Raw genomic sequence first — 21,356 nt, 5'->3', positions numbered from 1 at the left:
TGGCCCGCGTTCAAGGGGTGTGGGCGGGCGTGCCGTCGTCTTCCATCGGCAGGCTTTCGATCAACCGGCACAGGCTGTGTCCATCGGGCGTGCCGTCGGGCATGTCGCGCCAGGTCTCCAGGGCACGTTCCATGCGTGTCGCCAGGGCCTGCAACTCGCGGATGCGCGCATGAATGTCCGGCAGGCGCGCGGCGAGCAGGTCGCGGACCATGGGGCACGGTGAATCGCCGTGGTCGGCATGCTCGAGAATTTCGCGCACCTCGCGCAGGCTGAAGCCCAGCGTGCGGGCCCGCTGGATGAAACGCAGCCGATTGAGATCGTCGGGATCGTAGAGCTGATAACCGTTGCCGGGGTCGCGACGCGGATGGAGCAATCCTTCACGGGTGTAGTGGCGAACCGTTTCGCCGGTCACACCGGCGGCGCGAGCCAGGTCGCTGACTTTCATGGCGGTCTCCTGTGCGATGGGAAAAGTCTAAAACCTGTGGGTAACACAAAGGTCAAGGAAATGTCTGCAAGCGTCGACGATGGAGTGGCAACTTTATGAAATGCTTGAGGAAAGAGTGAGGTCGCATGGGCAGGGGGTGGCGCGGAGAAATCGGGTAAGACTAAAGAATGAGCGATTACCGGATTAAAACAAACGTTTGCTCTTGACTTGAAAACGACCATCGGCCAAAACGAAGAGGCACGCCATTATTCGGGCAAGGGTAAAAGACCTAAACAATTTTCGCCTCCACGTCGCCGTAGAAGAGGACGTTTTTCATGCATAACAACATCAACAAGCTCACACTCGCCGTGACGCTGGCCTCTACCGTGATCGCCTCCGGCCATGCCGCTGCGTCTGGCTTCCAGGTCCGCGAACAGAGCGCCAAGGCACTCGGCAACGCCATGGCCGGGGCGGCGGCCGGTGCCGAGGACGTCAGCTACATGACCTACAACCCGGCGGCCATCGGTAACGTCGAGGGCACTCAGGTGGCCGGCGGCATTTCCTACATCGATGCCAGCTTCGAATTGACCGACGCCTCGGCGAGCTCCGTCACCGGGGCCAGTTACATGGGAAATGGCAATAACGAAGGGGGCGAGGAGGCCTGGGTACCCAGTTTTGCCTTCAAGACCCGTCTCGACGAGCGCTTCGATCTTGGCCTGGCGATCTCCGCGCCGTACGGTCTCTCGACGAAGTATGACAAGGAATGGATCGGGCGTTATCACGCCATCGAAACCGAGCTCAAGACCATCGACATCCAACCAACGCTGAATTACCGCGCCACCGACCGCCTCGACCTTGCTGTGGGGCTGCGTGCTCAGTATGCCGATGCCACGCTCTCCAACGCCATCGATCTGGGCGCGGTGGGAGCCGGCGCAGGTCAGTTGCCGCCCTCGGCGATCGGCAATGCCGATGGCATGGCCGAGGTGACCGGTGACGACTGGGGCTACGGCTACACCCTGGGGGCGCTGTTCCAGGCCACCGAGCGGACCCGTCTGGGCATCAGCTACCGCTCGGAGGTCGAGCTGACGCTGGACGGTGACGTCGATTACAGCTCCGACAACGCCGCGGGGCAGGCAGTATTGGCCGGGGCGCAGGCCACCGGTCAGCTGCAGGACGGCGGCGGCAAGGCGGAGATCACCACGCCGGCCAACCTCAACCTGGGGATCTACCATCAATTGACTGATCGGCTCGCCTTGATGGCCAATGCCGAATGGACGGAGTGGAGCAGCTTCGAGGAGCTGACCGTCGAGTTCGATAATGGAGGGCAGAGCACCACGACCGAAAACTGGGACGATACCTGGGCTTTCTCGGTGGGGGCGAACTATCAACTCAACCGGCAGTGGCTGCTGCGCGCCGGCCTGGGGGTCGACGAATCGCCGGTGCCGGACAGCGAACACCGCACGCCGCGTGTGCCCGATGCCGACCGCCGCTGGGCGACGCTCGGGGCCACCTGGATGCCGACTTCGAACCTGGGCGTGACGGCGGGCTACATGCACGTGTTCGGTGACGATGGCGATATCGATCAGAACGCCACGCCGACCAACGAGAATGCCAGCCGCGGCAACCTGTCCGGGACCTATGAAGTCGAGGCCGATGTGTTCGCACTGTCGATGGATTATCGCTTCTGAGCGTTTTGCGCGGTAGGGACGCATGACGACGAACCCCGGCCATTATGCCGGGGTTCGTCGTTTCACCATGGCCTGCGAGTTAGCCGATGTCATGGATGAAGGCGGTCGTCACTTCATCACATCATCGGGCACCTGCTTACTCGGCCGGTGTCAGCGGCCGCCAGTCCTTGCGGTTGGCGAGGAACTCGGGCCGCGGACGGTTGCCGCAATACGGGTCGTGCAGCGTGTTCTCGACACTGTTGTAGACGAAGAACAGGTTGCTGCGCGGCCAGCACGACATGTTGATGTTGGAGCCGTGCAGGGTGTTGCACTCGAACATCACCAGCGACCCGACGGGACCCTTGGGGGCTTCGATATCGCCCTTGAGCATCAGGTCGCGCAGGCTGGCATCGTCCGGCACGCCGATGTCTTGACTCTTCAGCGACTCCTTGTAGTTGTCCTCCGGCGTACGCCCCACGCAGGGCACGAAATAATGGTGCGAACCGGGCACCAGCATCAGCGGACCGTTGAACTCGCCGTTTTCGGTGAGAATGATCGAGCAGCTCACCGAGCGCATGCGCGGCATGCCGTCCTCGCTGTGCCAGGTCTCGAAATCCGAATGCCAGTCGAAGCCCTTGCCCTTGAAGCCCGGCTTGTAGTTGATCCGCGATTGGTGAATGTAGGCATCGCCACCGAGGATCTGTTGCACCATGGCCAATAGGCGTGGATCGCGCGTCAGACGACTGAAACGTTCTGACACCTCGTGGATGCCGAAGATCGAACGGATTTCCTGCTTGCCGGGCTCGAGAATGGTGCCTTCCGAGAGCTTGAGGTCTTCATCGCTCTCGTAGTCGCGGAGCTCCTGGAGGAACGCTTCCATTTCGTCCTCGTCGAAGAACCCCTCGAAAGACAGGAACCCCTTGCGGTCGAACTCGTCGAGCTCGGCTTCGCTGAGCGGCCCCTTGCGCTGATCGCCTTCACTGTGTACGACCGGATCGATGCGCTCGAACATTCCCAGTTTGCGTTCCAGGCGCGTCGGAAACAGGTCTTGTGTCTCTTTCATTGCAAACTCCTCCATTAGTCTGCTGGGAACGGTATTGCCGCCGATCCCCGAGAAAACGTAGTCGGAGAGGTCGGCGCCGACAAACACTGCCATGTATGCCTTTGTAGCTCGCCTGCCTTTTCAGGCCCGCTTTAGGCGAACGCGCCGAGGCTACGTCACAGCCGAGGATGTGTATTTAGCCTATGTTAAGGCGGGCCCATTCCAGGTCGCCGTCACCGACACGCGCTGTCCGTCGTGGCGTTACGAGGGGGGAGGAGAGTCGGTGACGGCGTCAGGCCGCATCGACGAAGGCGGCCCGCATCAGCTCCCGGGTGTAGTGCTCGCGCGGGTTGGCGAAGATTTCTTCGGTTGCGCCCTGCTCAACGACTTGCCCCGCTTTCATCACCAGCACGGTATCGGCCAGCGCGCGCACCACCGATAGGTCGTGACTGATGAACAGGTAGGTCAGGCCGTGTTTCTGCTGCAGATCGCGCAGCAGGTCGATCACCGTGACCTGCACCGAACGGTCCAGCGCCGAGGTGGGCTCGTCGAGCAGCAGGAATTCCGGCTTGAGCACCAGCGCCCGGGCGATGGCGATACGCTGGCGTTGGCCGCCGGAAAACTCGTGGGGGTAGCGATTGCGCATCGCCGGGTCCAGTGCGACGTCTTCCAGCGCTTCGATGACCCGGGCCTCGCGCTGGCGTCGGTCGAGCGTCGGGTGGTGGACGCGCAACCCTTCGCTGATGACCTCGCCGACGGTCATGCGTGGCGACAGCGAGCCGAAGGGATCCTGAAAGACCACCTGGAGGCGCGAGCGCAGCGGACGCATGCCGGCGGTATCCAGTGCAGCGATGTCCTGCCCGTCGAAACGAATCTCGCCACGGCTGTCGAGCAGGCGCAGCAGCGCCCGGCCGAGCGTCGACTTGCCCGAGCCGGACTCGCCGACGATGCCCACGGTCTGGCCGCGGCGGATGGTCAGGTCGATGCCGCGTACCGCCTCGAAATGCTCGCTTGCGCGGAACAGGCGTTTCTTCAACGTGAAGCGTACCTGCAGGTCCTTCGCCTCGAACAATACCGGCATCGACGGATCCACCGGCGTCTTGCGTCCACGTGGGTCGGCGTCGATCAGCATACGTGTGTAGTCGTCGCGCGGTGTGTCGAATAGCTCGGCGGTGGGGCCGCTCTCGATCAGTTCTCCGCGGCGCATCACGCATACCCGGTCGGCGAAATGGCGGACGATACCCAGATCGTGGGTGATGAACAGAATCGCCATGCCGTAGCGCGCCTGCAGGTCCTTGAGAAGCGCCAGGATCTGCGCCTGGACCGTGACGTCGAGGGCGGTGGTGGGTTCGTCGGCGATCAGCAGTTCCGGCTCGCAGGCCAGCGCCATGGCGATCATGACGCGCTGACGCTGGCCGCCGGAGAGCTCGTGGGGATAGCTGTCGATGCGCCGAGCGGGGTCGGGTATGCCTACCTGTTCGAGCAGCTCGACGATCTTGGTGCGGGCCTGCCTACCCTTAAGCCCGCGGTGCTTTTCCAGCACCTCGGCGATCTGGCGACCGATGCGATGCAGCGGATTGAGCGAGGTCATCGGCTCCTGGAAGATCATCGAGATGGCATTGCCGCGAATGTGGCGCATGCGCCTGGGCGTGGCGCGCAAGAGGTCCTCGCCCTTGAAGCGGATGGCGCCGGATGTCCGGGCCAGTTCCGGCAGCAGCCGCATCGCGGCGGTCGAGGACACCGACTTGCCGGAGCCCGATTCGCCGACCAGCGCCAGCGTCTCGCCGGGCTGGAGCGAGAAGCTCACGTGCTTGACCGCCGAGACCGTGCCGGTGGGCAGTTGGAAGTCGACCGTCAGGTTGTCGATTTCGAGTAACGTGTCGGACATGGTGTTTTCCTAACGGGTCTTGGGATCCAGGGCATCGCGCAGTCCGTCGCCCAGGAAGTTGAGACAGAACAGCGTCGTGGCGAGGAACAGCGACGGCACCAGCAGCAGCCATGGCGCGCTCTGCATCATGTCGGTCCCTTCGGAGATCAGCACGCCCCAGCTGGTCAGCGGCTCCTGCACCCCGAGGCCGAGAAACGACAGAAAGCTCTCGAGCAGGATGACCTTGGGCACCGTCAGCGTGACATAGACAATCACCGGGCCGATGGCGTTGGGGATCAGGTGGCGGGTGACGATCTTGCGATCGCGCACGCCCAGCGCGTGAGCGGCCTCGATGAACTCGCGCTGCTTGAGGGCCAGTGTCTGGCCGCGCACGATGCGTGCCATGTCGAGCCATTCGACCGCGCCGATGGCGGCATAGATCAGGAAGATGTTGCGCCCGAACACGACCATCAGCAGGATCACCAGGAACATGAACGGCAGCGAATACATGATGTCGACGAAGCGCATCATGAGGTTGTCCAGGCGTCCGCCCACGTAGCCGGAGATGGCGCCGTAGAGCACCCCGATCACCAGGCTGACGAGCGTGGCCACCAGCGCCACCGACAGCGACACGCGGCCGCCGTAGAGCGTGCGGGTGAGCAGGTCGCGGCCGTTGGCATCGGTCCCCAGGAAATGGCCGCTATCGAGACCGGGAGCGGCGCTGAAGGCGTTCCAGTCCACTTCGGCGAGTCCCCAAGGGAGCAGGTAGGGACCGATCAGGCAGGTGACGGCGATCACGACCAGCAGGATCAGGCTGACCATCGCTGCCCTGTTCTGCTTGAGTCGGCGCCAGGCGTCGCGGCCGAGACTCTCGCCGGCCGTGGCGTCGGACAGGGAAAGCCGGTTGTCGGGGAGCGTATCGGTGGTCATGGCATGAGGTCCGGTCAGTCGTCGTAGCGGATTTGCGGATCGAGCGCGGAATAGAGCAGGTCGACGAGCAGGTTCATCAGCACGATCAGTGCCCCGTAGAACACCACCGTGCCCATCACCAGGGTGTAGTCGCGGTTGAGGGCGGCCTGCACGAAGTAGCGGCCAATGCCGGGAATGCCGAAGATCTGTTCGATCACCACCGAGCCGGTGATGATGCCTGCGATCGCCGGCCCCAGGTAGGAGGTCACCGGCAGCAGGGCGGGGCGAATGGCGTGGCGCCAGATCACCTGGCGCTCGGAGAGCCCCTTGGCTCGCGCGGTGCGAATGTAATGGCTGCCCAGCACCTCGATCATGCTGGCGCGCATCATGCGTGCGATATAGGCGATTTGCTGAATCGAAAGCGCGATCACCGGCAATATCAGGTTGGGCAGTGCGCCGCCGTTCCAGCCGCCGGCCGGCAGCCAGGCCAGCAACACCCCGAAGACCAGTGCCAGGATCGGCGCGATCACGAAGTTGGGAACCGCGATGCTGGCTAAGGCCGCCCCCATGACCGCATAGTCCAGGCCCGAGTTGCGTCGCAAGGCGGCGATGACACCTAGCGGCAGGCCCACCAGGAGAGCGAGCAGGATCGCCAGGCCGCCGATCTCGAGGCTCACGGGAAAGCCCTGGGCGATCAGCTCGGTCACCGAGAAGTCCTTGTACTTGAACGATGGCCCGAAGTCGCCCTGCAGCAGGTTGCCCATGTAGCGCAGGTATTGCTGCGGCAGGGGTTCGTCCAGGTGATAGGCCGCCTTGAGGTTGGCCTCGATTTCCGGGGGGAGCTGGCGCTCGCCGTCGAACGGGCCTCCCGGCGCGATGCGCATCAGGAAAAACGAGATCGTGATCACGATCAGCAGGGTGGGGACCGCCATGAGCAGCCGCTTAAGGGTATAGGTCAGCATGGGATCGTCCGGGTGCAGCCCTCGGGCCGAGCGTTAAAGGGATGGGGCGTTCCGCTGGCAAGTCTGCGCGAGGGCTCCGTGGCCCCTCTCCGGGTGCGACATTCGTCGCCCGTGACGAATGGCCCTCGCTTTTGCCTGCTGCCGGCGTCCCCCATCGCTTTATGTCGTGAAAAGGCGTTTCGTTACTCGGTGAACGTCACCCAGCGCGATGGATGGTCGTCCTCGGCGTTGTCCTGCCAGCCGCTGATATCGGGATTGACCAGATTGCGAGTGACGTAATAGAGCAGCGGCACGAGGGCGTAGTCGTCGAGGGCGACGTTCTCGGCTTTTTCGAGCAGTGCCTCGCGCTCGTCGAGGTCCCGAACGGTGGCGGCTTGAGCGAGCAGCGCGTCGTACTCGGGATTGGCGTAGCCGCCGTAGTTGTTGCCGACGCCGCTGCGCAGCAAGGTCAGGAAGTTCTCGGCATCGTTGTAGTCGGCGATCCAGCCGGCACGGGCGATATCGAAGTCGCCTTGCTGGATGGTCTGGTAGTGCACGGTGGCCTCGGCATTGGTCATCTCGACGTCGACACCCAGCGGCTTCCACATCGCGGCCAGGGCGATGGCGATCTTCTTGTGCTCATCGGACGTGTTGTAGCGCAGTTGCAGGTGCAGCGGGTTGTCGGGGCCGTAGCCGGCCTCCTCGATCAGTTGCTTGGCCCTGGCCAGGCGCTTCTGGTAGTCGCCATCGACACCGTCCATGCGCTGGACGTCGTAATGGCTGGTGCCCGGCGGGACCAGCGAGTAGGCATCCTTGAAACTGCCGGCCATGATCTGCTCGGAAAGTACCTTGCGGCGCGCGACCAGGTTCAGGGCCTCGCGGACCCGCTTGTCGGCGGTCGGGCGCCCCTCGCGGGTATTGAGCACGTAGTAGTAGGACCCCAGCATCGGGCTCAGGTGGGTGGCCTCGGGGAGGTTGTCCTCGAGCCACTGGTAACGGCTCGAGGGGTAATCGCGGACGATGTCCAGCTCGCCGGCGCGGAAGCGCGAGATGGCGGCATTGCGATCCTCGGTGTTGAAGTAGTTGACGCCGTCGAGTTCGACCTCGTCGGCCTCGTAGTAGTCGGGATTCTTCTCGACGCTGATGCGCGATTGCGAGACCCACTCGACGGGCGTGAAGGCGCCGTTGGTGACGATGTTGTCCATCTTGACCCACTGCTTGCCGTATTTCTCGACGGCGTGCTTGGGGACCGGGTAGGCCGTGTAGTGGGTCAGCAGCTGCAGGAAGTAGGGCGTGGGGGCATCGAGTGTCACCTTGAGCGTCTTGCCATCGTCCAGCGATTCGACGCCGAGTGCGTCGAGCGGCCTGTCGCCCGTGTTGACGGCTTCGGCATTCTTTATCGGATAGAGCAGGTAGGCGTATTTCGAAGCGCTGGCCGGGTCGAGCAGATGCTGCCAGCCGAACACGAAGTCTTCGGCGGTGACCGGCGCGCCGTCGGACCATTTGGCGCCTTCGCGCAGATGAAAGGTATAGGTCCTGCCGTCCTCGGAGATGTCCCAGTCGGTGGCCATGCCGGGCATCACCTCGCCCTCGGGGTTTTCCTTGAGCAGGCCTTCGTAGACGTCCATGAGGATCTGCGATTCCCAGACACCGCCGGAAACCTGCGAGGTATCGAACGAGGCCAGCTCCCCCATGACGCCGATGTTCAGCGTGTCGGCCTGGGCCGGCGCCGCCAGGGCCAGTGACGCCAGCGACAGGGAGGATAGCAGTGTCGTGGCAAGCCGAGTGTGCGAGTGTCGAAGCATGTCGTCTGTTCCGCTTGTTGTTGTGTCGGATGCCGCGAGTGGCGACATAACGTGTCGTTACCATCTCTCCGTGCGACGAAAGCTGTCCATTGCAAATTTCGTATATACCGTTTCAGATATTCGATAGGGAGCTCATGAGTGAGGTCGAGGTGGCGCATGGGATAGCCGCTCGCGGGTGCATTGGCTACAATGTGTCTCTTTTCTTCACCGCGAGGCGGCATGCGTGTCGCCTCGCGGTGCGAATCAGCCTGCGAAGGATTCCCATGCAAGAGATCAACCCGATCAACCACCTCATCAAGGACCTGTCCGAACGGACAGACGTCCTGAGGGGGTATCTTTGACTATGCCGAAAAGAAGGATCGGCTAGAGGAAGTCACCCGCGAGCTGGAAAACCCGGACGTGTGGAGCGATCCGGCCCATGCCCAGAAGCTCGGCAAGGAGCGTGCCTCCCTGGAGACCGTCGTCGAGACCTTCGACACCCTGGAGCGGGGGCTGGTGGACAACCAGGAACTGCTCGAGCTGGCGGCGATGGAGGAAGACGAGGCCACCGTCGAGGAAGTCAGAAGCGAACTGGAGAAGCTCGAATCCCAGCTCGCCAAGCTCGAGTTCCGGCGCATGTTTTCCGGCGAGATGGATGCCAACAACGCCTATCTCGACATCCAGGCGGGTTCCGGCGGTACCGAGGCCCAGGATTGGGCCAACATTCTGCTGCGCATGTACCTGCGCTGGAGCGAGCATCACGGCTTCAAGGCCGACATCACCGAGCTGTCCAGCGGTGACGTGGCGGGCATCAAGTCGGCGACGCTGCATATCCAGGGCGATCATGCCTTCGGCTGGCTGCGCACCGAAACCGGTGTTCACCGTCTGGTGCGCAAGAGCCCGTTCGATTCCGGTGGCCGCCGGCATACGTCCTTCGCCTCGGTGTTCCTGTCGCCGGAGATCGACGACAACTTCGAGATCGAGGTCAATCCGTCCGATCTGCGCGTCGATACCTATCGCTCCAGCGGTGCGGGCGGTCAGCACGTCAACACCACCGACTCGGCGGTGCGTATCACCCACGAGCCCACGGGGATCGTGGTTGCCTGCCAGAGCCAGCGCAGTCAGCACGCCAACCGCGATTTCGCCATGAAGCAACTGCGCGCGAAATTGTGGGAACTGGAAATGGACAAGCGCAACGCCGCCAAGCAGGAGGCCGAGGACAGCAAGTCGGATATCGGCTGGGGCAGCCAGATACGCTCCTACGTGCTCGACGATCAGCGCATCAAGGATCTGCGCACCGGCGTGCAATCCAGCAATTGCGAGAAAGTGCTCGACGGCGATCTGGATCAGTTCATCGAGGCGAGCCTGAAACAAGGGCTGTAACCTCGGTACCGCAGCATGGCGCGCGAGCGACATGACGGTCGCCTGGCGCCCATGACGCGTCGCTCGCAGCCCGCAGTCACATCTTCACAGGTAACGACATGGCCAACCAAGACGCCGCTCAACACGACGAGAATCATCTGATCGCGGAACGCCGTGCCAAGCTGGCGGCGCGCCGCGACCAAGCCGCGGAAGCCGGGGGCAGCGCCTTTCCCAACGACTTTCGCCGCGACAGCCTCGCCGCCGAACTTCAGGCCGAGCTGGGCGACAAGGACAAGGCCGAGCTGGAAACGCTCGACCGCCGGGCCTCGGTGGCCGGGCGCATCATGCGCAAGCGCGGGCCCTTCATCGTCATTCAGGACGTCTCCGACCAGATCCAGCTCTACGTCGACAAGAAAGGGCTGCCCGCGGAGACCCTCGACGACATCAAGAGCTGGGATATCGGCGACATCGTCGCGGCCCGCGGGCCGGTGCACAAGTCCGGCAAGGGTGACCTCTACGTCATGATGGGCGAGGCGCAACTGCTGACCAAGAGCCTGCGTCCCCTGCCCGACAAGTACCACGGCCTGACCGATACCGAGGCCCGCTACCGCCAGCGCTATGTCGACCTGATCATGAACCCCGAGTCGCGTCGCGTCTTCGAGGTGCGTTCGCGTGTAATCAGCGGCATTCGGCGTTTTCTGGTCGAGCGCGGCTTCATGGAAGTCGAGACGCCGATGCTGCAGCAGATTCCCGGCGGCGCCACGGCAAGGCCTTTCGTCACGCATCACAACGCGCTGGATATCGACATGTACCTGCGCGTCGCCCCCGAGCTGTATCTCAAGCGCCTGGTCGTCGGTGGCTTCGAGCGGGTCTTCGAGATCAACCGCAACTTCCGCAACGAGGGATTGTCGACCCGTCACAATCCCGAGTTCACGATGCTCGAGTTCTACTGGGCCTACGCCGATTACCGTGACCTGCTGGATCTCACCGAAGCGATGATTCGCGACGTCGCGCACGAGGTGCTGGGCACGACCACGGTCGAGTATCAGGGGGCACGCTACGAACTCGGCGAGCCGTTCCAGCGGCTCACGCTGCGGCAGTCGATCCTCGAGTACGGCGACGGTCTCGGCGAAAGCGACATCGACACGTTCGATGGCGCGCGTGCCACCTGCGAGCGTCTGGGCATTCCCGTCAAGCCGAGCTGGGGGCTGGGCAAGTTGCAGACCGAGATCTTCGAGGCCGTCGCCGAAGACAAGCTCGACCGCCCGACGTTCATTACCGAATACCCGGCCGAGGTCAGTCCGCTGGCGCGGCGCAACGATACCAATCCCCATGTGACCGATCGCTTCGAGTTCTTCGTCGGCGGCCGCGAGCTCGCCAATGGCTTCTCGGAGCTCAACGACGCCGAGGACCAGGCCGAACGCTTCGCCGCCCAGGCGGCGGAGAAGGATGCCGGCGACCTCGAGGCGATGTACTACGATGCCGACTACGTACGCGCGCTGGAGTACGGCATGCCGCCGACCGCGGGTGAGGGGATCGGCATCGACCGGCTGGTCATGCTGCTCACCGATAGCCCGTCGATCCGGGATGTGTTGTTGTTCCCGGCGATGCGTCCCTCGGCCGACTGACGCCGCACGAACGTGGCGTGCCGCCGGGCCGTGCAACGGCCCGGCGGCGTCCGTATCGGCACGAGGCCGCCGATCGGGCGAAAATGTTGGCAAGGGGGCGTGACCTACGCCCATAATGGCTGCCACCCGAATCGAGGATCGTACGATGAAACTGCTCAACCGCTCCGCGCTGAGCGTCAAGCCGACCCAGGCGTTCGTGGACTGGATCAACTCGCTGGAGCCCACCGTCGGTGAGGACGATCTGACCCTCGACGACGTCGAGCGGGAAAGCACCGTCTACCTCATCCCGGAAATGGACACGCCCGAGGCCCTGGCTGCCTACGTTCGCGAGCGTCATCTCGACCTGCTCGAGACCGAGCTGCGCGGCTGGGAAGAAGACTCTCGCCAATGGCCCGAGCCCCTCGACTGGGCGCTCTTCGAGCAATTCCTCATCGTCGAGCACAGTTATCTGGCCCTGGACCTCGACGACGAGGTGCCCATGGAGATATCCGAGATCGACGACGAACTCCTCCTGGAAACCGACGAGGACTGAATCGTCGGTGAGCGTTGCAAGTGACCGATCGTTGATCCACACGAGCCCCCTCGGGGCTCGCCCCATTCTCATGCCGCCTCGGGTGAAAGGTGAGGCGACATGCTGATCCGGCGCCTGTTCGTGACACGCCCGGGCGACGAAGGTTTGCCCGGCCCGCAGCGCCGCCACGCCATGCTGGTGATGGTGCTGGGCACGCTGATGTCGGTGCTCGACAACGGCATCGTCAACATCGCCTTGCCCACCCTGGCCAGCGAGCTGGCGGTGAGCGAGTCCCGCGCGGTCTGGATCACCAATATCTATCAACTGGTGTGCGCGGCCCTGCTGCTGGGGTTTGCCGCCCTGAGCCGTCTGGTCGGGCGGCGACGCCTGTATCTCGGCGGTCTGGCGCTGTTCGTGGTGGCCTCGCTGTGCTGCGCCCTGTCGCGCAGTTTCGAGTGGCTGGTGGCGTCGCGCATGTTGCAGGGTGTCGGTGCCGCCGCGATGCTGAGCATCGGGCCTTCCATGTACCGATTGATCTTCCCGTCGCGTCTGCTGGGATCGGCGATCGGCATGGGGGCCCTGGTGGTGGCCTTCGGCATCGCCTTCGGACCGTCGCTCGGCGGCATCATCCTGCACTTCGCCAGCTGGCCCTGGCTGTTCGCCATCAATGTGCCGCTGGGACTGCTGGCACTGGTCCTGGGGCTGCGCGCCTTGCCCGGCGAGCCCGCCCAGTCGCACGGTTTCGACTGGACGGGCGCGGTGTTGTCGGTCGTGATGCTGAGCGGGTTCGTGTTCTCCCTCGACCATATCGGTCATGGTGCGCGTGGCATGAGTGCCTGGCTGCCCCTGCTGATCAGCACGCTCTGCCTGGTGCTGTTCGTGTGGCGTCAGCGCCGGGCGGCCGCGCCACTGGTACCGCTTGGCATGTTTCGTCAGGCACGTTTCAGCATCGCCGCGACGGTGTCGTTGCTGGCCTTCGTGGCCCAGGGCATCGCTTTCGTCGGGTTGCCGTTCATGTTCCAGACCGTGATGGGGGCGTCGCCGCTCGAGGCGGCCTTGTTGTTCACCCCCTGGCCCATGGCGTTGATGTTGGTGGGGCCGCTCTCCGGGCGCCTCGCCGACCGCTTCAACCCGACGCTGATCTCGTCGTTGGGCTTGATGATCTTCCTGCTGGGGATGTCGAGCCTGGCCACCTTGACCGCCGACGCCGACGCGCTGGCGATCGGCTGGCGTGCGGTGCTGTGCGGTGTCGGCTACGGGCTGTTCCAGGCGCCCAACAATCGCGAGATGATCGGCAGCGTGACACTGGCCCATAGTGCCAATGCCTCGGGGGTGCTGGCATCGGTTCGCACCTTCGGGCAGGCGCTGGGCACGGCCTCCGTGGGCCTGATGCTGGCACTCCCGGCGGCGTCCCTGACGCATGCGCTATGGCTGGGCTGTGTCAGCGTGGTGGCGGCGTTGGCGCTCAGCGTGTGGCGCATCCCGCTGGCCCGCGTCCGCGCCTGACCGAAGCTTATTCCCCCTCGCGGGAAAACGTTACAATGAAGCGCATCCGACATAGGAGGAAGGCGCCATGAGTGTTCAGGCCCGTATCGAAGAGAAGCTGCAGTCACTTGACCCCGAGCATGTGGCGGTCGAGAACGAAAGCCACATGCACAATGTGCCGCCGGACTCCGCCACGCATTTCAAGGTGACGCTGGTCGCCGAGCGCTTCGCGGGGCTGATGCCGGTGAAACGCCATCAGCAGGTCTACGCACTGCTGGCAGACGAGCTTTCCGGCCCGGTGCACGCGCTGGCCCTGCACCTCTATACCCCCGATGAGTGGCGCCAGCGCGGCGCGGCGCGTCCCGACTCCCCCAATTGCCGAGGCGGCGGCGCGCACTGATATGGCAGGCGACGTTCAGCGGCTGCAATATCTCGAGGCCATGGGGCTGGGCGCCTGGGCCAGCCGTTACCGGCTGCCCAATGCGCGGCCCACGCCGCAGTGCGAGTGGGACATGCCGGCGCAGCCCGATACGACCCCGAATCACGGTGCGCGACTGCAGGCCCTGCTCGACGACGTGGCGGCGCCTGCCGCGCCATCGACGTCGCCCGCGCGCGAGCCGGCGCCAGCCCCCGAGAAGGGGGCCGCCGACAAGCCCGCGGGGTCGCGTGCTCGTGCCTTGCTGCTGGGCGAGGCAGCCAGCGAGACGCCGCCCGAGGCCGCACCCGCCGAGCCGGCAGCCGTGCCGGCGCCCGAAACGACCGATCAGGCTCCCCGCGAAGCACTGCGCTATGCCGTGCAGGTCGCGGCGCTCGACGGGCGCTGGTTGCTGCTGCTGCCCGAGGCTCAGGCCCCGGACCCGCGAATGCGTCAGTTGCTCGCCAATCTGCTGCGCACGGCCGGGATCGAGGCGGCGACGGAGCCCGCCTTCCAGAGCTTTCAATGGCCGCTCGTCGACAACGCGCCGGTCGCCGCGCCGCTGGATGAAGCGCGCGATGGCCTGCGGGCCTATCTCAATGGCCAGGCGCGACGCGGCTGGCGCCCTGAGCGCCTGATGGTGTTCGGCGAGGATGAAACGCTGACCACCGTACTGGCGGTCGACGAAGCGCACAGCGAGACACTGGACCTGCCTTGCTGGCGGTTGCCGTCGCTCGCGACACTGATGACGTCCGCCGACGCCAAGCGGGCCCTGTGGCCACGCCTGGTCGCCTGGCGCAATGCCTGGAACGGAAGCGGCGATGCATCTTGAGCGCCTGGGAGCGACGCATCTCGAGGCCGTGGCGGAGGTGGAACGTCTCGGGCAGACACATCCCTGGACGCGCGACACGCTGGCCCGGGCGCTCGATGATGCCATGCTGGAAGTCTGGGGGGCGTGGCGAGCGCAGACCTTGCTGGGCTTTGCGGTGCTGGCGCGCCTGCCCTTCGAGGTCGAGCTGCAGGCATTGACTGTCAGGCCCGAGGCGCGTCGTCAGGGCGTCGGCCATGACCTGCTGAGACATCTCGTGACGCGTGCCGAGGCCCTCGCTGCCGAGCGACTGTTGCTGGAGGTGCGGGAAGGCAATGCCCCGGCGCTGGCCCTCTATCGCCAGCTCGGCTTTCGCGAGGACGGACGGCGCCCCGGCTATTATCCGCCGGCCGACGCCAGCGCCGGGAAGCGGGAAACGGCCGTGTTGATGTCGTATCCGCTGGCCGAGGGCGCGTCCACCTAGCGACGCGCCCCGCGGCGTCAAGGCGTCTGGGACGTCTCGCCGTTGCCGTCTTCGATTTCCTGGAACTTGCCGAGGAGCCCGTTCAGGCGGCGCTCCCACTCGTCACGCTCCTGCTTGAGGCGCGTGTTCTCCTCGCGCAGCTCTTCCGCCTCCATTTTCAGCATCTCGATGGTCTCGACGGCGTTCTGCACCTTTTGCTCGAGCTGGTTGAAGAGTTCGAGGCTCATGGACTTCTCCTACACGGTGGATGGGACGGTGCGGTCGGCATGCGGTCGACCGAGCCCGCTGGCGGTCAGCGTACGCGCGCGGCGCGCGCGCGACAAGCGTCGCCGGGCGCCGACAGGCATCAGGGCCGAGCGCTGGCGTGGCGGCGATAGAGACGGCCGATACCGTCACCGGCACGCACCTCGCGATGAAGTTGCCAGTGGTCGGGAACCGCCGGGGTCAGCTCGTGTTCGACTTCCAGGTAGATCCACGCCTGCTCACCGAGCCAGCCGCGTGCCTCCAGTGCCCGACAGGCGTCGTCGGCATGCCCCTGGCGAAACGGCGGGTCGAGGAAGACCAGGTCGAAGGGCGTCTCGGGAGCGCCGGCGAGAAAGTCCAGCGCGGCTTGCCGGTGGACGCGGCCGTTGGCGCCCAGGGTGTCGAGGTTGGTGCCCAGGCAGGCAGCCACGTCACTGTCGGCTTCGACGAAGCAGGCCTGACGGGCGCCTCGCGACAAAGCCTCCAGCCCCAGGGCGCCGGTCCCGGCGTAGAGGTCCAGCACCCGTGCACCGCTGAGCTCGCCGGTCAGCCAGTTGAAGAGCGTCTCGCGAATGCGATCCGGCGTGGGACGCAAGCCGGGACGGTCGAGGACGGGCAACTGGCGGCGGCGATAGGTCCCGGCGATGAGGCGCAGGCGTCCGGTCGCGCGCGGCGCGCTTTCGCGGCGGCGAGTGCCGCGAGCCGGGCGTCGGGTGGAAGAGGAGCGTCGTCGATTCATGATCGGCGGATTGTACCGCCACCCGTCGCACAGTGATAGGATGTGGCGCATCAGACACTTCAGGACGCCGGGCGTCGTCCTCGACACGGTCGGGGAGGTGCGGCGCGCGCCGTCCGTGTATCGCGACGTAGATCACGCCCATGTTCGGTTTTTTAAAGCGCAAGAAGAAGCAAGAGTCTCCCGCCCAGGAGGTCGACGAGTCGCGTCAGGATGCCGCGCTCGATCATGAAGACGCCACCGGCGACGGTGCTGAGCCGTCCGCGGAGGAGGCGCGCCGTGCCGTCGAAACGGTCGACCCCGAGTCGAGCCGGGCGGCCGAATTCGACCCGGCACCGCACGAGACCGAGGCAGCCCGCGAGGCCCTGGACACGCCCGAAGCGACGCCGCGAGACGGCGCCATGGGCGAGGCGTATCCGCTCGACCCCAATGCCGAGGCGCTGGCCGAGGACGCCGCGCCGCCCCGCGAGGAAACCGCGTCGCCTTCTTCCGAGGGGGCATCTTCTCCGGCCGCCGCCGAGGAGACGACGCTTGCCGAGCCCGAGCCCGAGCCCGAGCCCGAGCCCGAGCCTGAGCCTCGCCCCGACGCTGTCGCTGACGACACGCGCGACGTGCCGCCTGAAGCGCCCGCCGCGCAGGACGATGCCCGTGCCGAGGATGACGCCGCCGCTGCCGCGCCTCGGGAGCAGCCTCAGGAGCGTCCCAAGAAGGCGGGCTGGTTCGCGCGCATCAAGGCGGGGCTCGGCAAGACGCGCGCCAATTTCACCGAAGGGTTGGCGGGGCTGTTCCTGGGCAAGAAGCAGATCGACGACGATCTGATGGAAGACCTCGAGACCCAGTTGCTGATGGCGGATGTGGGCATCGAGGCGACCACCGAGATCATCGATCGCCTGACCGAGCGGGTGTCGCGCAAGGAACTGAAGGATCCCCAGGCGCTGTATTCGGCCCTGCAGGAAGAGCTCCAGGATCTGCTCGATCCCGTCGCCCAGCCGCTGGCGTTGCCGCCCAAGGGCCAGGGGCCTTTCGTGATCCTCATGGTCGGCGTCAACGGCGTCGGCAAGACCACCACCATAGGCAAGTTGACGCAGCGCTTCCAGCGCGAAGGGCGCAGCGTGATGCTGGCGGCGGGGGACACCTTCCGCGCGGCCGCCGTGGAGCAGCTCAAGGTATGGGGCGAGCGCAACCATGTGCCGGTCGTCGCGCAGCATACCGGGGCCGACAGCGCCTCGGTCATCTACGACGCCCTCTCGGCCGCCAAGGCACGTGGCGTCGACGTGCTGATCGCCGACACCGCCGGCCGCCTGCACAACAAGAGCCACCTCATGGAGGAGCTCAAGAAGGTGCGCCGCGTGATGGCCAAGCTCGACGAGCAGGCGCCCCACGAGGTGATGCTGGTACTGGACGCCGGCACCGGGCAGAACGCGCTTTCCCAGGCCTCGACCTTCAACGAGGCGGTGCCGGTGACCGGCATCACCCTGACCAAGCTGGATGGCACCGCCAAGGGCGGCATCATCTTCGCCCTGGCCAAGCAGCTGGGCACGCCGATTCGTTTCATCGGCGTCGGCGAGACGCTCGACGACTTGCGGCCCTTCGCCGCCGAGGATTTCGTCTCGGCCTTGTTCGAACGCGATACCGGCGGAGACGCATAGCGTCATGATTGCTTTCGAGCATGTCGGCAAGCGCTACGGCGGACGTTTCGAGGCCCTGGCGGATGTCAATTTCCGCGTGGGGCGGGGCGAAATGCTGTTCCTCACCGGGCATTCCGGTGCCGGCAAGAGCTCGCTGCTGCGCCTGATCATGCGGCTGGAAAAGCCCTCGCGGGGGCGGGTTCTGGTCGCCGGTCATGACCTCGACCGTCTGCATCTCAGCCAGATTCCCTACTACCGTCGCCAGATCGGGGTGGTGTTCCAGGACCACCAGCTGTTGTTCGACCGCAGCGTGTTCGCCAACGTGGCGTTGCCGCTCGACATTCAGGGCGTGGAACCGCGCGAGTCGGCGCGTCGCGTTCGCGCCGCACTGGACAAGGTGGGCTTGCTGCATCGCGAGAAGGCGCTGCCCATCGAGCTCTCGAGCGGCGAGCGTCAACGGGTCGGCATCGCCCGCGCGGTGGTCAACAAGCCGTCGCTGCTGCTGGCCGACGAGCCCACCGGCAATCTCGACCCCCAGCTTTCCACCGACATCATGCGTCTGTTCGAGGACTTCAACCGCATCGGCACCACCGTCATGGTCGCCAGCCACGACCTGGCATTGATCGCGCGTCTGCATCACCGCGTGTTGCGCCTGCGCCAGGGGCGCCTGGTCGGCGACGAGGAGGCGGCATGACGCGACGCACGGCCACCCAGGCGCGCCAGCGTCCGACGCGGCGCGGCGCCAGGACGTCCCAGGTGGGGCTGGAGAGTCGCACGCGGGCGTGGCTGCGCCACCACCGTGCCATGTGCGTCGACAGTGCCTGGCGCTTGGCGAAGCGTCCGATGGGCAGCCTGCTGACCATGCTGGCCATCGCCATCGCCCTGGTGCTACCCAGCGGCCTGTGGCTGGCACTGGACAGCGCCCGCCTGCTGGATGCCGAACTCGACGAGAGCGCGACCGTGACCGTCTATCTCGACACACGTCTCGACGAGCGTCAGGCCATGGATGTCGCCGCGCGCCTGCGGGAGCAGTCCCCCGTGGCAGGGGCGCGCCTGGTGACCGCTGCCGAGGGGCTGGCCGAGTTCCAGCAAGGCCTGGGCCTCGAGGATGCGTTGTCGGAGCTTCAGGACAATCCGCTGCCCGCCGCCGTGGTGGTGACGCCCGACGATACGCGGCCCGAGGCGGTCCGCGTGCTGGCGAGCAATCTCGAAGCGGTCGATGGTGTCGCCGAGGCGCGCGTCGACCTCGCCTGGCTGGAGCGCCTGCGCCGTCTGGCCGAGCTCGGGCAGCGCATGGCACTGGCGCTGGCCGGCCTGTTCGGCCTCGGGGTCCTGCTGGTGGTCGGCAACACCATTCGCCTGGCGGTGGAAAGTCGTCGTCAGGAAATCGAAGTGGTGACGCTGATCGGTGCCACGCATGCGTTCGTGCGACGCCCTTTCTTGTACAGCGGCGCCTGGTACGGTCTCGGGGGCGGGATCCTGGCGATTCTCCTGCTGACCCTGGGCGGACAATGGCTGTCGGCGCCGGTGAGCGCGCTGGCGGAGAGCTATGGTGCGCATTTCAGCATGCCCCGGCTGGGGCTCGGGGGATCGGCATTGTTGTGCCTTTGTAGTACACTACTCGGCTTGGCGGGTGCCTGGTTAGCCGTCGGCCGTCATCTCGCCGACATCAAGCCCCGCTAGGCTTGACAAGCCTGAAGACATGTATTGAACTTTCGTTCAAGTTAGCAATCTAATGGGTCATCCGTGTCTTCAGGCACATTGATTCCTTCGCCGTGCCGGTCGTCGTACCGCACGCAGGGCGAACAACCGATGGAGACATCTGCATGAGCACCAGTCTTCAGCCCGTGGGTCATCTTTCTCCCGGTCATGACCTGAATGGCTACATTCAGGCCGTCAATCGCATTGCCGTGCTGTCCTCCGAGGAGGAGCGCGAGTTGGGGTTCCGCCTCTACGAACAAGGTGATCTCGAAGCCGCGCGGCGTCTGGTCATGTCGCATTTGCGCTTCGTGGTGCATATCGCCCGCAGTTATTCCGGCTATGGGCTGCCCCAGGCCGATTTGATCCAGGAAGGCAACGTCGGCCTGATGAAGGCCGTCAAGCGTTTCGATCCGACGCAGGGCGTGCGCCTCGTGTCGTTTGCCGTGCACTGGATCAAGGCCGAGATTCACGAGTACGTGCTGCGTAACTGGCGCATCGTCAAGATCGCCACCACCAAGGCGCAGCGCAAGCTGTTCTTCAACCTGCGGGGCGCCAAGAAGCGTCTGGCCTGGCTCAACAACGACGAGGTCGATGCCATCGCCAAGGATCTCGACGTCAAGCCGCAGGTCGTGCGCGAAATGGAAGGGCGCCTGTCGGCCTTCGATGCCGGCTATGATGCCACGCCGTCCGAGGAAGAAGACCAGGGGTACCAGGCGCCGGCACACTACCTCGACGACGAACGTTTCGACCCCGCCGCGCAGCTCGAGGCCGCCGACTGGGAAGAGGATTCCACGCACCGTCTGCAAGCGGCGCTCGGCGAACTCGACGAGCGTTCGCGGGACATCCTGCAGCGGCGCTGGCTCGCCGAGTCGAAGGCGACCCTGCACGAGCTTGCCGATGTGTATGGCGTTTCCGCCGAGCGCATTCGTCAGCTCGAAAAGAACGCCATGAAGAAGATCAAGCAGCAACTGGGCGATACCCTGGCTGCTTGAGACAGATTCAGAAGTGGAACACGCGAACGCCCGGCCTTGTGCCGGGCGTTTTCGTTGGTGCGTTCAGACCTGAGCGGGGTGCGGGGCTGCGACCAGCAGACGCGCGGACAGCATTTGCCACTGGTCTTCCCAGTGTTCGGTGGGCAGACGGCGGAAGTCGCTGCGCACGTACTGGGTGATGCGGCCGTCGGCCGCTGCCAGCAGCAGGTTGGCGGCGGCCGAGACCTGCAGCGTGGTGCGCAGTCCCTCGCGGATCTCGGCCTCGCGCAGGATCTGCTTGAGCTGGGTTTCCAGGCGGTCGAAGAGCTGCGTCATGCGCACGCGCAGACGCGCCGTCTCCCCGGTGAGGGCGTCGCCGCCGAGCAGCCGGCACAGCCCCGGGTTCTTCTCGGCGAAGCCCAGCAGCAGCGTCAGGATATGATGGCAGCGTGCCTGGGCGTGTTCCTCTTCCTCGAGAATGCGGCGAATGCGCTCGAACAGGGTCTCCTCGATGAATTCGATCAGCCCTTCGAACATCCTGGCCTTGCTGGGGAAGTGTCGATAGAGAGCGGCTTCACTGACGCCGACCTGACGCGCCAGCGCGGCGGTGGTGATTCGTTTGCCGCTATCCTCCTGAAGCATCAGCGCCAGCGCCTGGAGGATCTGCTCCCGGCGTGTTTGCTTGGGTGTTTCCTGCGTCATCGATATTCTTCTATTGGAATCGTGTTAGCCCATCCTAATGGGCAGCCG

Annotated in this window: 21 protein-coding genes; 12 read left to right on the top strand and 9 right to left on the bottom strand. The window is 65.2% G+C overall.

Translation table 11 applies throughout. From position 1 onward, the window contains the following. Nucleotides 1-10: 10 nt before the first annotated feature. The gene (locus CSAL_RS15190; RefSeq protein ID WP_011508295.1) at nt 11-445 is read right to left on the bottom strand and encodes a MerR family transcriptional regulator; all 435 of its coding nucleotides are present in this window, start codon (nt 443-445) and stop codon (nt 11-13) included. Nucleotides 446-759: 314 nt separating this feature from the next. Between CSAL_RS15190 and CSAL_RS15185 the strand changes: the two genes are divergently transcribed. After that, a complete protein-coding gene (locus tag CSAL_RS15185; protein WP_011508294.1) occupies nt 760-2,112 on the top strand; it encodes an OmpP1/FadL family transporter in 1,353 nt (450 codons plus the stop codon). A 136-nt stretch (nt 2,113-2,248) separates the two neighbouring features. Here CSAL_RS15185 and thpD read toward each other — a convergent pair whose 3' ends face one another. From thpD to CSAL_RS15160, 5 genes are all read right to left on the bottom strand, one after another. Beyond that, on the bottom strand, nt 2,249-3,154 hold the full coding sequence (thpD, locus tag CSAL_RS15180; protein ID WP_043558653.1) for an ectoine hydroxylase: 906 nt from the start codon (nt 3,152-3,154) through the stop codon (nt 2,249-2,251). A gap of 271 nt (nt 3,155-3,425) precedes the next feature. After that, nucleotides 3,426-5,021 carry an ABC transporter ATP-binding protein gene (locus CSAL_RS15175; protein WP_011508292.1) on the bottom strand — a complete coding sequence of 532 codons (1,596 nt, stop codon included), beginning with the start codon at nt 5,019-5,021 and terminating at the stop codon, nt 3,426-3,428. A 9-nt stretch (nt 5,022-5,030) separates the two neighbouring features. Continuing rightward, the gene (locus CSAL_RS15170) at nt 5,031-5,930 is read right to left on the bottom strand and encodes an ABC transporter permease (RefSeq protein ID WP_011508291.1); all 900 of its coding nucleotides are present in this window, start codon (nt 5,928-5,930) and stop codon (nt 5,031-5,033) included. A gap of 14 nt (nt 5,931-5,944) precedes the next feature. Continuing rightward, nucleotides 5,945-6,871 carry an oligopeptide ABC transporter permease OppB gene (oppB, locus tag CSAL_RS15165; RefSeq protein WP_011508290.1) on the bottom strand — a complete coding sequence of 309 codons (927 nt, stop codon included), beginning with the start codon at nt 6,869-6,871 and terminating at the stop codon, nt 5,945-5,947. A 182-nt stretch (nt 6,872-7,053) separates the two neighbouring features. Beyond that, the gene (locus CSAL_RS15160) at nt 7,054-8,655 is read right to left on the bottom strand and encodes a peptide ABC transporter substrate-binding protein (protein WP_043558650.1); all 1,602 of its coding nucleotides are present in this window, start codon (nt 8,653-8,655) and stop codon (nt 7,054-7,056) included. Nucleotides 8,656-8,918: 263 nt separating this feature from the next. Here CSAL_RS15160 and prfB point away from each other — a divergent pair. The 7 genes from prfB (at nt 8,919) to rimI (ending at nt 15,327) form a co-directional block, all read left to right on the top strand. After that, a protein-coding gene (gene prfB, locus CSAL_RS17525; protein WP_148266839.1) for a peptide chain release factor 2 occupies nt 8,919-10,017 on the top strand; the annotation gives its coding sequence in 2 pieces (ribosomal slippage) (nt 8,919-8,993 and nt 8,995-10,017; 1,098 coding nt in all). Nucleotides 10,018-10,115: 98 nt separating this feature from the next. Beyond that, nucleotides 10,116-11,624 (top strand): lysine--tRNA ligase, encoded by a 1,509-nt coding sequence (lysS, locus tag CSAL_RS15145; RefSeq protein WP_011508288.1) that lies wholly within the window; start codon nt 10,116-10,118, stop codon nt 11,622-11,624. Between the two features lie 145 nt (nt 11,625-11,769). Then, nucleotides 11,770-12,156 (top strand): hypothetical protein, encoded by a 387-nt coding sequence (locus CSAL_RS15140; protein WP_011508287.1) that lies wholly within the window; start codon nt 11,770-11,772, stop codon nt 12,154-12,156. A 99-nt stretch (nt 12,157-12,255) separates the two neighbouring features. Further along, nucleotides 12,256-13,641 carry an MFS transporter gene (locus CSAL_RS15135; RefSeq protein WP_011508286.1) on the top strand — a complete coding sequence of 462 codons (1,386 nt, stop codon included), beginning with the start codon at nt 12,256-12,258 and terminating at the stop codon, nt 13,639-13,641. A 67-nt stretch (nt 13,642-13,708) separates the two neighbouring features. Then, nucleotides 13,709-14,020 carry a BolA family protein gene (locus tag CSAL_RS15130; protein WP_011508285.1) on the top strand — a complete coding sequence of 104 codons (312 nt, stop codon included), beginning with the start codon at nt 13,709-13,711 and terminating at the stop codon, nt 14,018-14,020. Nucleotide 14,021: 1 nt separating this feature from the next. After that, the gene (locus CSAL_RS15125; protein WP_011508284.1) at nt 14,022-14,867 is read left to right on the top strand and encodes a hypothetical protein; all 846 of its coding nucleotides are present in this window, start codon (nt 14,022-14,024) and stop codon (nt 14,865-14,867) included. Further along, nucleotides 14,857-15,327 carry a ribosomal protein S18-alanine N-acetyltransferase gene (rimI, locus tag CSAL_RS15120; RefSeq protein ID WP_011508283.1) on the top strand — a complete coding sequence of 157 codons (471 nt, stop codon included), beginning with the start codon at nt 14,857-14,859 and terminating at the stop codon, nt 15,325-15,327. Before CSAL_RS15125 ends, rimI begins: the two co-directional genes overlap by 11 nt. Before the next feature lie 17 nt (nt 15,328-15,344). On the opposite strand, the gene CSAL_RS15115 is transcribed toward rimI, so the two are convergent. Together CSAL_RS15115 and rsmD are read right to left on the bottom strand one after the other, a co-directional pair. Beyond that, nucleotides 15,345-15,554 (bottom strand): cell division protein ZapB, encoded by a 210-nt coding sequence (locus CSAL_RS15115; RefSeq protein ID WP_011508282.1) that lies wholly within the window; start codon nt 15,552-15,554, stop codon nt 15,345-15,347. A gap of 119 nt (nt 15,555-15,673) precedes the next feature. Next, nucleotides 15,674-16,309, bottom strand: coding sequence for a 16S rRNA (guanine(966)-N(2))-methyltransferase RsmD (rsmD, locus tag CSAL_RS15110; protein WP_035413849.1), 636 nt, complete (start codon nt 16,307-16,309; stop codon nt 15,674-15,676). Nucleotides 16,310-16,449: 140 nt separating this feature from the next. On the opposite strand from rsmD, the gene ftsY reads away from it, so the two are divergent. The 4 genes from ftsY (at nt 16,450) to rpoH (ending at nt 20,627) form a co-directional block, all read left to right on the top strand. Next, nucleotides 16,450-17,955 (top strand): signal recognition particle-docking protein FtsY, encoded by a 1,506-nt coding sequence (gene ftsY, locus CSAL_RS15105; protein WP_011508280.1) that lies wholly within the window; start codon nt 16,450-16,452, stop codon nt 17,953-17,955. A 4-nt stretch (nt 17,956-17,959) separates the two neighbouring features. Beyond that, nucleotides 17,960-18,628: a cell division ATP-binding protein FtsE gene (ftsE, locus tag CSAL_RS15100; protein ID WP_011508279.1), complete on the top strand. Its 669-nt coding sequence runs from the start codon at nt 17,960-17,962 to the stop codon at nt 18,626-18,628. After that, the gene (gene ftsX / locus CSAL_RS15095) at nt 18,625-19,617 is read left to right on the top strand and encodes a permease-like cell division protein FtsX (RefSeq protein WP_011508278.1); all 993 of its coding nucleotides are present in this window, start codon (nt 18,625-18,627) and stop codon (nt 19,615-19,617) included. Before ftsE ends, ftsX begins: the two co-directional genes overlap by 4 nt. Before the next feature lie 143 nt (nt 19,618-19,760). Then, nucleotides 19,761-20,627, top strand: a complete 867-nt coding sequence (gene rpoH / locus CSAL_RS15090) for an RNA polymerase sigma factor RpoH (RefSeq protein ID WP_011508277.1) — start codon at nt 19,761-19,763, stop codon at nt 20,625-20,627. A 63-nt stretch (nt 20,628-20,690) separates the two neighbouring features. Here the strand turns inward: rpoH and slmA are convergent, their stop codons facing one another. Next, entirely contained in the window at nt 20,691-21,308 is a 618-nt protein-coding gene (gene slmA, locus CSAL_RS15085; RefSeq protein WP_011508276.1) for a nucleoid occlusion factor SlmA, read from the bottom strand. Nucleotides 21,309-21,356: the final 48 nt, after the last annotated feature.

Origin of the sequence: Chromohalobacter israelensis DSM 3043, from assembly GCF_000055785.1 — a bacterium.
Lineage (GTDB): Bacteria > Pseudomonadota > Gammaproteobacteria > Pseudomonadales > Halomonadaceae > Chromohalobacter > Chromohalobacter israelensis.
Note: the sequence above shows the minus strand (reverse complement) of the source record. Positions and strands in the feature narration are given on the sequence as shown.

Excerpts from the sequence above, each read along its gene's own strand:
- ftsY (WP_011508280.1), top strand. The coding sequence starts at position 16,450 with ATGTTCGGTTTTTTAAAGCGCAAGAAGAAGCAAGAGTCTCCCGCCCAG.
- rimI (WP_011508283.1), top strand. The coding sequence starts at position 14,857 with ATGCATCTTGAGCGCCTGGGAGCGACGCATCTCGAGGCCGTGGCGGAG.
- CSAL_RS15125 (WP_011508284.1), top strand. The coding sequence starts at position 14,022 with ATGGCAGGCGACGTTCAGCGGCTGCAATATCTCGAGGCCATGGGGCTG.
- thpD (WP_043558653.1), bottom strand. The coding sequence starts at position 3,154 with ATGAAAGAGACACAAGACCTGTTTCCGACGCGCCTGGAACGCAAACTG.
- rpoH (WP_011508277.1), top strand. The coding sequence starts at position 19,761 with ATGAGCACCAGTCTTCAGCCCGTGGGTCATCTTTCTCCCGGTCATGAC.
- lysS (WP_011508288.1), top strand. The coding sequence starts at position 10,116 with ATGGCCAACCAAGACGCCGCTCAACACGACGAGAATCATCTGATCGCG.
- CSAL_RS15190 (WP_011508295.1), bottom strand. The coding sequence starts at position 445 with ATGAAAGTCAGCGACCTGGCTCGCGCCGCCGGTGTGACCGGCGAAACG.
- ftsE (WP_011508279.1), top strand. The coding sequence starts at position 17,960 with ATGATTGCTTTCGAGCATGTCGGCAAGCGCTACGGCGGACGTTTCGAG.
- CSAL_RS15175 (WP_011508292.1), bottom strand. The coding sequence starts at position 5,021 with ATGTCCGACACGTTACTCGAAATCGACAACCTGACGGTCGACTTCCAA.
- CSAL_RS15130 (WP_011508285.1), top strand. The coding sequence starts at position 13,709 with ATGAGTGTTCAGGCCCGTATCGAAGAGAAGCTGCAGTCACTTGACCCC.
- CSAL_RS15115 (WP_011508282.1), bottom strand. The coding sequence starts at position 15,554 with ATGAGCCTCGAACTCTTCAACCAGCTCGAGCAAAAGGTGCAGAACGCC.
- ftsX (WP_011508278.1), top strand. The coding sequence starts at position 18,625 with ATGACGCGACGCACGGCCACCCAGGCGCGCCAGCGTCCGACGCGGCGC.
- oppB (WP_011508290.1), bottom strand. The coding sequence starts at position 6,871 with ATGCTGACCTATACCCTTAAGCGGCTGCTCATGGCGGTCCCCACCCTG.
- CSAL_RS15160 (WP_043558650.1), bottom strand. The coding sequence starts at position 8,655 with ATGCTTCGACACTCGCACACTCGGCTTGCCACGACACTGCTATCCTCC.
- CSAL_RS15135 (WP_011508286.1), top strand. The coding sequence starts at position 12,256 with ATGCTGATCCGGCGCCTGTTCGTGACACGCCCGGGCGACGAAGGTTTG.
- CSAL_RS15140 (WP_011508287.1), top strand. The coding sequence starts at position 11,770 with ATGAAACTGCTCAACCGCTCCGCGCTGAGCGTCAAGCCGACCCAGGCG.
- slmA (WP_011508276.1), bottom strand. The coding sequence starts at position 21,308 with ATGACGCAGGAAACACCCAAGCAAACACGCCGGGAGCAGATCCTCCAG.
- CSAL_RS15170 (WP_011508291.1), bottom strand. The coding sequence starts at position 5,930 with ATGACCACCGATACGCTCCCCGACAACCGGCTTTCCCTGTCCGACGCC.
- CSAL_RS15185 (WP_011508294.1), top strand. The coding sequence starts at position 760 with ATGCATAACAACATCAACAAGCTCACACTCGCCGTGACGCTGGCCTCT.
- rsmD (WP_035413849.1), bottom strand. The coding sequence starts at position 16,309 with ATGAATCGACGACGCTCCTCTTCCACCCGACGCCCGGCTCGCGGCACT.